The 10,263-nt window shown below is 42.3% G+C and carries 8 protein-coding genes; 7 read left to right on the forward strand and 1 reads right to left on the reverse strand.

The genetic code is table 11. The features are described from left to right. Positions 1 to 208: 208 nt before the first annotated feature. The 3 genes from tpiA to eno are packed head-to-tail and all read left to right on the forward strand — an operon-like array spanning position 209 to position 3,807. Positions 209 to 958: a triose-phosphate isomerase gene (tpiA, locus tag C1726_RS14785; protein ID WP_102273864.1), complete on the forward strand. Its 750-nt coding sequence runs from the start codon at positions 209 to 211 to the stop codon at positions 956 to 958. Beyond that, positions 951 to 2,486, forward strand: a complete 1,536-nt coding sequence (gene gpmI, locus C1726_RS14790) for a 2,3-bisphosphoglycerate-independent phosphoglycerate mutase (protein WP_102273865.1) — start codon at positions 951 to 953, stop codon at positions 2,484 to 2,486. The genes tpiA and gpmI overlap by 8 nt, the downstream gene beginning before the upstream one ends. 25 nt (positions 2,487 to 2,511) lie before the next feature. Beyond that, on the forward strand, positions 2,512 to 3,807 hold the full coding sequence (gene eno / locus C1726_RS14795) for a phosphopyruvate hydratase (RefSeq protein WP_057763399.1): 1,296 nt from the start codon (positions 2,512 to 2,514) through the stop codon (positions 3,805 to 3,807). Between the two features lie 154 nt (positions 3,808 to 3,961). On the opposite strand, the gene C1726_RS14800 is transcribed toward eno, so the two are convergent. After that, complete coding sequence (locus C1726_RS14800) at positions 3,962 to 4,960, reverse strand: nuclease-related domain-containing protein (protein WP_235822784.1); 999 nt, start codon at positions 4,958 to 4,960, stop codon at positions 3,962 to 3,964. A gap of 112 nt (positions 4,961 to 5,072) precedes the next feature. Here C1726_RS14800 and secG point away from each other — a divergent pair, with 112 nt between their 5' ends. The 4 genes from secG (at position 5,073) to smpB (ending at position 9,953) form a co-directional block, all read left to right on the forward strand. Then, positions 5,073 to 5,306 carry a preprotein translocase subunit SecG gene (gene secG, locus C1726_RS14805; RefSeq protein WP_102273866.1) on the forward strand — a complete coding sequence of 78 codons (234 nt, stop codon included), beginning with the start codon at positions 5,073 to 5,075 and terminating at the stop codon, positions 5,304 to 5,306. 93 nt (positions 5,307 to 5,399) lie between these two features. Then, positions 5,400 to 6,146: an alpha/beta hydrolase gene (locus C1726_RS14810; RefSeq protein ID WP_102273867.1), complete on the forward strand. Its 747-nt coding sequence runs from the start codon at positions 5,400 to 5,402 to the stop codon at positions 6,144 to 6,146. Between the two features lie 21 nt (positions 6,147 to 6,167). After that, on the forward strand, positions 6,168 to 8,516 hold the full coding sequence (rnr, locus tag C1726_RS14815) for a ribonuclease R (protein ID WP_102273868.1): 2,349 nt from the start codon (positions 6,168 to 6,170) through the stop codon (positions 8,514 to 8,516). 969 nt (positions 8,517 to 9,485) lie between these two features. Continuing rightward, positions 9,486 to 9,953, forward strand: a complete 468-nt coding sequence (smpB, locus tag C1726_RS14820; protein ID WP_102273869.1) for an SsrA-binding protein SmpB — start codon at positions 9,486 to 9,488, stop codon at positions 9,951 to 9,953. The last annotated feature ends 310 nt before the right edge of the window (positions 9,954 to 10,263 follow it).

A 10,263-nucleotide genomic window follows, 5' to 3' on the forward strand; every position in this document is an offset into this window, starting at 1 on the left:
CCTAGGCGCTGTAGCTAGACAAAGAAAAGCGGAAGCGGCTTGATCAGGGGCGACAAGCATAAGGCAGTCCAGCAGGAAGGTTGTACTTTAACCTTCTTGATGGACTGCCTTATGACCTCGAGCCCCTAGGCGCTGTAGCTAGACAAAGAAAAGCGGAAGCTGGATACCTCGGCTTACCTAAAAATTTTGCATGAAAGGATGTACCATTATGCGTAAACCAATCATTGCAGGAAACTGGAAAATGCATAAAACTCTTCCAGAGGCAAAAACCTTTTTAGATGAAATTACGGGCTCTATCCCTGATACGGATAAAGTTGAAACGGTTGTTTGTGCGCCCGCATTATTTTTAGAGCGTTTAGTAGGCTCGAAAGTTGGCATCGGTGCACAAAATATGCATTTTGAAGAAAGCGGTGCTTTTACGGGGGAAATCAGCCCGGCGGCACTAGAAGATATCGGTGTAAAATATGTGATTCTCGGCCATTCGGAACGCCGTGAAATGTTTAATGAAACAGATGAAGCAGTGAACAAAAAAACATTGGCAGCTTTCAAGCACAACTTAACTCCGATTGTATGCTGCGGAGAAACGCTTGAACAGCGAGAGAACGGCGAAACAATGGCATTTGTTGGTTCGCAAATAGAGAAGGCATTGCAAGGCTTGACTGAAGAGCAAGTGAAACAAACGGTTATTGCTTATGAACCAATCTGGGCAATTGGCACAGGAAAATCTTCTACTGCTGAAGATGCAAATGAAGTATGTGCACATATTCGCCAAGTGGTGAAGGAGCAATTTTCTCAAGAAGCGGCTGAGTCTGTTCGCATTCAGTATGGCGGCAGTGTGAAGCCTGGAAACATTAAAGAATATATGTCTCAGCCTGATATCGATGGCGCTTTAGTAGGAGGCGCTAGCTTAGAAGCACAATCGTTCCTGCAATTATTGGAGGCAGGGCAATATGAGTAAATCACCTGTTGCATTAATCATCCTAGATGGCTTTGGGCTGAGAAACGAAGAAAAGGGTAATGCTGTTTCCCATGCGAAAAAGCCAAACTTTGACCGCTATTGGAATACCTATCCGCATGCGACCTTAACAGCTTGCGGGGAAGCGGTCGGATTGCCAGAAGGACAGATGGGGAACTCAGAGGTTGGCCACCTGAACATCGGTGCCGGCCGGGTCGTTTACCAAAGTCTGACAAGAGTGAATGTCGCGATTCGTGAAGGCAAGTTTGAAAAAAATGAGACGTTTTTAAAGGCCATTAATCATGTGAAGAAAAATGGAACAAGTCTTCATTTAATGGGCTTGCTTTCAGACGGTGGTGTGCACAGTCATATTAATCACCTTTATGCACTTCTTCATTTAGCTGCAGAAGAAGGCGTCAAAAATGTCTATGTTCATGGATTTTTAGATGGACGAGATGTTGGTCCACAAACGGCTGAAGGATATATTAAAGCAGCTGAGGAAAAAATGAAGGAATATGGCGTTGGTGAGTTCGCAACGATTTCTGGCCGCTATTATTCCATGGACCGGGATAAGCGCTGGGAGCGTGTAGAAAAGTCATATCGCTCCATGGTTTATGGGGAAGGTCCGACATACTCGAATGCGATTGATTTAGTAGAGGATAATTATCGGCATGGAATCTTTGATGAATTCGTCATTCCATCTGTGATTACAAGAGACGATGGGGAGCCTGTTGCAACCATTCAGGAAAATGATGCTGTTATTTTCTATAACTTCCGACCGGATCGGGCAATACAAATATCAAATACGTTTACGAATAAAGATTTCCGTTCGTTCGATAGAGGTCCGAAACACCCTGATCAACTGTATTTTGTTTGCTTGACGCATTTTAGTGAAACGGTTGACGGCTATGTGGCGTTTGAACCAAGCAACTTGGATAATACACTAGGAGAGGTATTATCACAAAATGGCTTAAAACAGCTTCGCATTGCAGAAACAGAAAAATATCCGCATGTCACCTTTTTTATGAGCGGCGGCCGTGAAGCAGAATTTCCAGGTGAAAAGCGGATTTTAATCAACTCGCCAAAGGTTGCTACATATGATTTAAAGCCGGAAATGAGTGCATATGAGGTGACGGATGCCTTAATGAAGGAAATCGAAGCGGATCAGCAGGATGCGATTATTTTAAACTTTGCTAATCCAGATATGGTCGGGCATTCCGGGATGCTTGAGCCAACAATTAAGGCAGTAGAAACAGTTGATGAATGCCTTGGGAAAATTGTTGATCTTATTTTAGCAAAGGGCGGAAAAGCCATTATTACAGCAGACCACGGGAATGCGGATGAAGTGGTTACGTTAGAAGGGCAGCCGATGACCGCCCATACGACGAATCCTGTACCAGTGATTATTACGCAGAATGGTGCAGAATTGCGGGAGGATGGCATTCTTGGAGATCTTGCTCCAACCATGCTAGACCTTCTTGGACTTCAAAAACCAGCAGAAATGACAGGAACTACATTAATAAAAAAATAAGTTGAATTTAAAGGAGAGAATAAATATGCCATTTATCCAACATGTATATGCTCGTGAAGTTTTAGATTCTCGCGGAAATCCGACAGTAGAAGTGGAAGTTTTAACAGAATCAGGGTTCTTTGGCCGTGCGATGGTTCCATCTGGTGCATCAACTGGTGAATATGAAGCAGTTGAGCTTCGTGATGGCGACAAATCACGCTACCTTGGTAAAGGGGTTCAAAAAGCGGTAGACAATGTAAACAACTTAATTGCTGACACTGTGATCGGCATGGATGTAACAGATCAGGTTGGCATCGACCGCACAATGATCGAGTTAGATGGAACGGAAAACAAGGGCAAGCTTGGTGCCAATGCAATCCTTGGTGTTTCAATGGCATGTGCGCATGCAGCTGCAGAATCAGTAGGTCTTCCACTATATCGTTACCTTGGCGGATTCAATGCGAAGCAGCTTCCAACTCCAATGATGAACATCATTAATGGCGGATCTCATGCAGATAACAACGTAGACTTCCAAGAATTCATGATTATGCCAGTTGGCGCTCCTACTTTTAAAGAAGCGATCCGCATGGGTGCAGAAGTATTCCATTCATTGAAGAAAGTTTTATCTGGCAAAGGCTTGAATACAGCTGTTGGTGATGAAGGCGGATTCGCTCCAAACCTAGGTTCAAACCGTGAAGCGTTAGAAGTAATTATTGAAGCAATCACAAACGCTGGATACGAAGCAGGCAAAGATATTTACCTTGCAATGGACGTTGCTTCATCTGAGTTCTTTAACAAAGAAACAGGCAAATATGATCTTGCAGGTGAAGGCCGCACAGGCTTAACTTCTGAAGACATGGTAAACTTCTATGAAGAGCTAGTAAATGAGTTCCCAATCATCTCTATTGAAGATGGCCTGGACGAAAACGACTGGGAAGGTCACAAGCTTCTTACTGAACGCATCGGCGGCAAAGTACAGCTTGTAGGTGATGACCTATTCGTTACGAATACTAAGAAATTAGCACAAGGAATTGAGCAAGGCGTAGGAAACTCAATCCTAATTAAAGTAAACCAAATCGGTACATTAACAGAAACATTTGATGCTATCGAAATGGCGAAGCGTGCAGGCTACACGGCAGTTGTTTCTCACCGTTCTGGTGAAACAGAAGATGCAACCATTGCCGATATCGCTGTTGCAACAAATGCAGGCCAAATCAAGACAGGATCCATGTCCCGTACAGACCGTATTGCGAAATACAACCAGCTTCTACGTATTGAAGATGAGCTTGGGGATTTAGCAGTGTACGACGGGTTGAAGTCTTTTTATAATTTGAAGAAGTAAGTTGAGTGGCGGCCCTTGAGGCCGCCTTTTCTGTTGGGTTTGGCGAATATAATCGGTGTGACGGCGAATATATTTGATTTTTGTCCAATATATCGAGGTGGACGGCGAATATATCATTTTTTTGTCCAATAAAAGTAGGAAGACGGCGAATATCTCAATGAGGGTGGTACACTCTCCCTTTGTTAGCTCCCGAACTTGGCAGATTCATCCGCATTAATAGCTTGGATGCCATATCTACAGATGTTAAATGAGTAAATTCACGAAATTGCTTGTTAGATATCGTTGAATTTAACAAGAAAAAGTAATCTTTCACCGCATCAATATGAGCATCGCTATCGTAGCACTCACATTTTTCGCAAAACCACTTTCTGCGCACACGTATCATCCCAAGTGCTTTACAATTTGGACACTGTACCCCTGTTATCACCTCTGATTTAGCTACCCCATATTTCTGCAGAATATCTTGATCACCTGGAACATGACTTTTAAGCAGCAACTTAGATAATTTCCGCATGCTCTTCATATCCATTACCTCATTTTTATATACTCTTTCAATTTCAGTAAGACGTTCCAGCAAATTGTATCCATGCACGATCTTTTTCAAAATAGAAGGATCACGAGAATTGGTCTTTAGAATGGTTGAGGGGCTGCTGAAGGCAACTAAATAATCGATGGGGATCTGAGAGTAGCCATGACTGCTAAAAAATGTGCTTAATTGCTGCTGATGCCATCTGGCTTGCGCAAGGGGATTATGAAAACCTTCTTCTTTATCATTTGCTGTTCGAATAAGCTGGTTAAATGAATCTTCGAGAAATAGGGTGCCATAGAAATTTTTGCATTCAAGGATTAAAGCAAGATGAGGGCTAAGAACAAGATAATCAATTTGAAAATAGTGATTGCCGCTGGGAAACCGCATATCATGAAAAATAAAGTAATCCTTATCAGGCAGGTAATCTAAATAATAGGATATGGCTCGCTCCCCATTGTAACCAGCTAATCTTTTCCTTAAATCTTCCTTCATTTCTTCATATCTAAAATAATCATTAGGTGTGCGCCTTAATAAAGCTTCCATTTTTAAAACATTATTTGATTTCGATAACTCTTTTACAATCAAAATAATCACTCCTTTTCTTAATAGACTTCTCCGTAACATAATCCAGACCTTCCTGCAACTATGACCAAATTCTGAATTCTATTGCCAATAAAACACAACTATGATAAAATTAGTGATACTGTAAAAGGTTCGTTTCAGGAGGTGGGCTTTTATGCATGCACTATTAATCACGTTATTAATTATTGTATCTGTCGGACTTATTGTTGTCGTCCTTCTGCAATCAGGTAAAAGTGCTGGTCTATCCGGTGCCATTTCTGGGGGAGCAGAACAGCTTTTTGGAAAACAAAAAGCACGCGGACTGGATTTAATTCTTCACCGCATTACAATTGTTCTTTCAGTCCTATTCTTTATTTTAACTATTGGAGTATCCTATTTCGCTTTATAAAAAATTGCCTGACCTTCATTAGGTCAGGTTTTTTTCGTTTGGATTGTGAAAAATAGTAGATAAGAGAATTTTACTTAAAGGAGTATATTATAGATGAAAATTGTTACACCGAAGCCGTTTACTTTTGGAAATGGAAAAAGAGCAGTGCTATTGCTGCACGGTTTTACAGGAAATACAGCGGATGTACGCATGATGGGGCGTTTTTTAGAAGGGAAAGGCTATACATGCCATGCGCCGCAATACAAGGGGCATGGAGTTCCGCCAGAGGAGCTTGTTCATACCGGGCCTGAAGACTGGTGGAAAGACGTGATGGACGGGTATGAATTTTTGAAAAATAAAGGTCATCAGGAAATTGCTGTGGCAGGGCTATCATTAGGAGGCGTATTTTCATTAAAATTAGGTTACACTGTACCTGTTAAGGGAATTATCCCTATGTGTGCGCCAATGTATATTAAAAGTGAAGAAGTCATGTATGAAGGGATTCTGCAATATGCCCGGCAATATAAGCAGCTGGAAGGGAAATCTGAAGCACAAATTGAACAAGAGATGGCTGAGTTTCAAAAGACACCGATGAATACATTAAAAGCGCTGCAAGAACTGATTGCAGATGTTCGTAATCATGTGGATATGATTTATTCTCCTGCTTTTGTTGTTCAAGCGCGAGAGGATCATATGATTAATACGGACAGTGCGAACATTATTTATAATGAAGTGGAGTCGGATTTGAAAGAAATCAAATGGTTTGAGGAATCAGGACACGTGATCACTCTTGATAAAGAGCGGGATCAGCTTCACGAAGATGTATACGAGTTTTTAGAAAAGCTAGATTGGGAAGAATAAAAGAAAAGGAGGAGCTATTGAATGGAAAATACGATTCAGCAAATTATAGATAAGCTCCTGTACTACATGAAGGATGAGGCTTACAAGCCGCTAACTGTACAGGAATTGGAATCCGCATTTGGAATTGAGGATTCTTCCGATTTTAAAGATTTTGTAAAAGCGCTAGTGATGATGGAGGAAAAGGGTCTTGTAGTTCGAACAAGAAGCAATCGGTACGGTCTGCCAGAGAAGATGAATCTCATACGCGGGAAGCTGACTGGACATGCAAAAGGCTTTGCCTTTGTTATTCCAGATGAGCCGGGGATGGATGATATTTTTATCCCTCCAAATGAAACGAATAATGCCATGCATGGAGATATCGTTCTTGCGCGTGTCAGTTCGGAAACCTCAGGTCAAAGAAGAGAGGGCACAATTGTACGTGTTTTAGAACGTGGAATTACACAGATTGTCGGGACGTATACAGAAAGTAAAAATTTTGGTTTCGTGCTTCCTGATGATAAGAAGTTCACGAGCGATATATTCATTCCGAAAGCAGCATCTCTTGGAGCGGTTGAGGGGCATAAGGTAGTTGTTAAACTGACAACGTATCCGGAAGGAAGAAAAAGTGCGGAAGGGGAAGTCGTACAAATTCTTGGTCATAAAAATGATCCAGGTGTTGATATTCTTTCTGTTATCCATAAGCATGGCCTGCCAATGGAGTTTCCGGATGAAGTGCTGGAACAGGCAACAAACACGCCAGAAACAATTGATCCAAATGATCTGGCAAACCGCCGGGATTTAAGGGATCAAATAATCGTCACAATTGATGGGGCAGACGCGAAGGATTTGGATGATGCAGTAACTGTAACAAAGCTTGAAAATGGCAACTATAAGCTTGGTGTACATATCGCAGATGTTACCCATTATGTTCGGGAGGATTCACCGATTGACCGTGAGGCAGAAGAGCGCGGAACAAGTATTTATTTAGTGGATCGGGTCATTCCAATGATTCCTCACCGCTTGTCGAATGGAATTTGTTCATTGAATCCAAAGGTCGATCGGCTCACATTATCATGTGAAATGGAAATTGCTCCTTCTGGAGAGGTTGTTTCGCATGAAATTTTTCAAAGCGTGATTAAAACAACGGAGCGAATGACTTATTCGGATGTGAATAAAATTCTTGAGGATCAAGATGAGGAACTCATGAAGCGATATGAGCCGCTTGTTCCAATGTTTCAGTTAATGGAAGAGCTTGCACAAATTTTACGAAATAAGCGGATGAAGCGCGGAGCCATTGACTTTGATTTCAAAGAAGCAAAGGTGCTTGTTGATGAAGAAGGCAAGCCAAGCGATGTTGTTATTCGTGAACGTTCTGTTGCTGAAAGATTAATCGAAGAATTTATGCTAGCAGCAAATGAAACAGTTGCCGAGCATTTTCATTGGATGGAGGTCCCATTCATCTATCGAATCCACGAGGATCCGAAGGAAGATAAGCTAAGAAGATTCTTCGAGTTTATTATCAATTTCGGGTATATTGTAAGAGGAACAGCGAATTCTGTCCATCCGCGTGCCCTGCAGGAAATTATTGAAGAAGTGCAAGGAAAGCCGGAAGAAATGGTTGTTTCAACAGTAATGCTTCGTTCTATGCAACAGGCAAAGTACGATCCAGAAAGCTTGGGTCACTTTGGACTATCAACAGAATTTTATACCCATTTCACATCACCAATCCGCCGTTATCCGGATTTAATTGTGCATCGGCTGATCCGTACGTATTTAATTGAAGGCAAGCTTGACCAAGCAACAAGGGAAAAATGGAATGCCCAGCTTCCTGATATTGCCGAGCATTCTTCGAACATGGAGCGGAGAGCAGTCGAGGCAGAACGGGAAACAGATGAGCTGAAAAAAGCGGAATATATGGAAGATAAAATTGGCGTGGAGTATGACGGGATGATTAGTTCTGTCACAAACTTTGGCATGTTCGTTGAACTTCCGAATACCATTGAAGGCCTCATCCATGTAAGCTATATGACTGATGATTATTATCGTTATGATGAGCGCCATTTAGCAATGATTGGCGAGCGGACTGGCAATGTATTCCGCATTGGCGATGAAATTACCGTCCGTGTTGTAAAAGTGAATAAAGAAGAGCGCTCCATTGACTTTGAAATTGTCGGCATGAAAGGAACGCGCAGAGAAGAAACAAGAGACAAGCCAAAGATTTTTCGTACTGGCAGCAGTGAGCGCAAGCCTCGTAAAGGCAAATCAGAACAAGGCGGAAGAAATAGCAGCCGTACAGGCTCTGGGGCTAGCGATGGAAAGAAAAAGCCTAAAAAGAGCAGAAAGTATTATGAAAATGCTCCAAAAGCAAAGCGGAAAAATAAGAAACGCTAGTTATCTGGTATTTGAGCAAAGATAAGTCGCTATGAGAATAGAAAATGAGGGGCACATGGGTAAACATGCTGTGACCATGTGCCCGTGAAGAGTGAAGAGTGAAGAGTGAGATCGCGGTCACTAAAGAGTCTGGATTGTGCCCGAGAAGAGTAAAAAAGCGAGACCGCGGTCACTAAAGAGTCTGGATTGTGCCCGAAAAGAGTAAAAAAGCGAGACCGCGGTCACGAAAGAGGCAGAATTGTGCCCGAGAAGAATAAAAAAGCGAGACCACGGTCACGAAAGAGTCTGGATTGTGCCCGAGAAGAGTGAAAAAGCGAGACCCCGGTCATGAAAAAGATTGAATTGTGCCCGAAAAGAGTAAAAAAGCGAGATTACGGTCACGAAAGAGTCTGAATTGTGCCCGAGAAGAGTAAAAAAGCGAGACCGCGGTCACGAAAGAGTCTGAATTGTGCCCGAGAAGAGTAAAAAAGCGAGACCGCGGTCACGAAAGAGTCTGAATTGTGCCCGAGAAGAGTAAAAAAGCGAGACCGCGGTCACGAAAGAGGCAGAATTGTGCCCGAGAAGAATAAAAAAGCGAGACTCCGGTCACGAAAGAGTCTGAATTGTGCCCGAGAAGAGTAAAAAAGCGAGACCCCGGTCACGAAAGAGTCTGAATTGTGCCCGAGAAGAGTAAAAAAGCGAGACCACGGTTACGAAAGAGGCAGAATTGTGCCCGAAAAGAGTAAAAAAGCGAGGCCGCGGTCACGAAAGAGTCTGGATTGTGCCCGAAAAGAATAAAAAAGCGAAAATATGGTCACTAGAAGGGAAACTGTTAACTAAAAAGACCTTGCATAAGTAAGGCTTTCCCCTAGATTGGAAGGGCTCTTCGTTGAGAGGACTCTATTTTTTTGGTACAATATAAAAAACTTTATTCTATCTGACAGCCCCCAAAATGAACTGACAGATTAGAAGAAGCAAGGGGGAATGGCAATGCCAAAAGGCGCAGGGAAAATGATCGCGCAAAATAAAAAGGCTTATCATGACTATTCAATAGAAGAGACGTATGAAGCTGGGATAGTCCTGCAAGGTACGGAAATTAAATCGATTAGACAGGGAAAAGTGAATTTGAAAGACTCCTATGCAAGAATTGATAAAGGAGAAGTGTTCTTAATCGGGATGCACGTCAGTCCATATGAACAGGGCAACCGCTACAACCATGATCCGCTCCGAGAAAGAAAGCTGCTTCTGCATAATAAAGAAATCAGCAAACTCATTGGAGAAACGAAAGAAATTGGCTACGCACTTGTCCCATTAAAGCTTTACTTGAAAAATGGATACGCAAAAGTTTTAATAGGTCTTGCTAAAGGGAAAAAGAAGTATGATAAGCGTGAGGATTTAAAGAAGAAAGAAGCAAAACGCGAAGTGGAGCGTGCTTTTAGAGAAAGACAGAAAATGTAATTACAAAAACTTACAATTGAATTTGCAGTTATATATGCTATAATAATAAATGTCACAGCGAGTGACATTAACAATCTTTAGCTCAGCTCTTTGAGCATTCCGGATGTCGTCAGCGTAAAAAATTCGCTGCACATCATTGAAAAAAAGCGGCAATTAGATCGAGGAAACGATTGAGGAAGTCCCGGAGCGTACGTATTTGTACGAGAGGATGCTGACGACCTTCGTTGACGAAGAGATTCACCGCTGATATTTCTTAGCTGTCCAGCTCTAGGCATCATCGGCTCGAGGTCATAAGCCGATAACTAGGCGC

Origin of the sequence: Cytobacillus massiliigabonensis (assembly GCF_900199725.1) — a bacterium.
GTDB lineage: Bacteria > Bacillota > Bacilli > Bacillales > Cytobacillaceae > Cytobacillus > Cytobacillus massiliigabonensis.

Bases quoted from the DNA above. Each gene is read 5' to 3' on its own strand.
- tpiA (WP_102273864.1), top strand. From the start codon at position 209: ATGCGTAAACCAATCATTGCAGGAAACTGGAAAATGCATAAAACTCTT.
- gpmI (WP_102273865.1), top strand. From the start codon at position 951: ATGAGTAAATCACCTGTTGCATTAATCATCCTAGATGGCTTTGGGCTG.
- eno (WP_057763399.1), top strand. From the start codon at position 2,512: ATGCCATTTATCCAACATGTATATGCTCGTGAAGTTTTAGATTCTCGC.
- C1726_RS14800 (WP_235822784.1), bottom strand. From the start codon at position 4,960: ATGTTACGGAGAAGTCTATTAAGAAAAGGAGTGATTATTTTGATTGTA.
- secG (WP_102273866.1), top strand. From the start codon at position 5,073: ATGCATGCACTATTAATCACGTTATTAATTATTGTATCTGTCGGACTT.
- C1726_RS14810 (WP_102273867.1), top strand. From the start codon at position 5,400: ATGAAAATTGTTACACCGAAGCCGTTTACTTTTGGAAATGGAAAAAGA.
- rnr (WP_102273868.1), top strand. From the start codon at position 6,168: ATGGAAAATACGATTCAGCAAATTATAGATAAGCTCCTGTACTACATG.
- smpB (WP_102273869.1), top strand. From the start codon at position 9,486: ATGCCAAAAGGCGCAGGGAAAATGATCGCGCAAAATAAAAAGGCTTAT.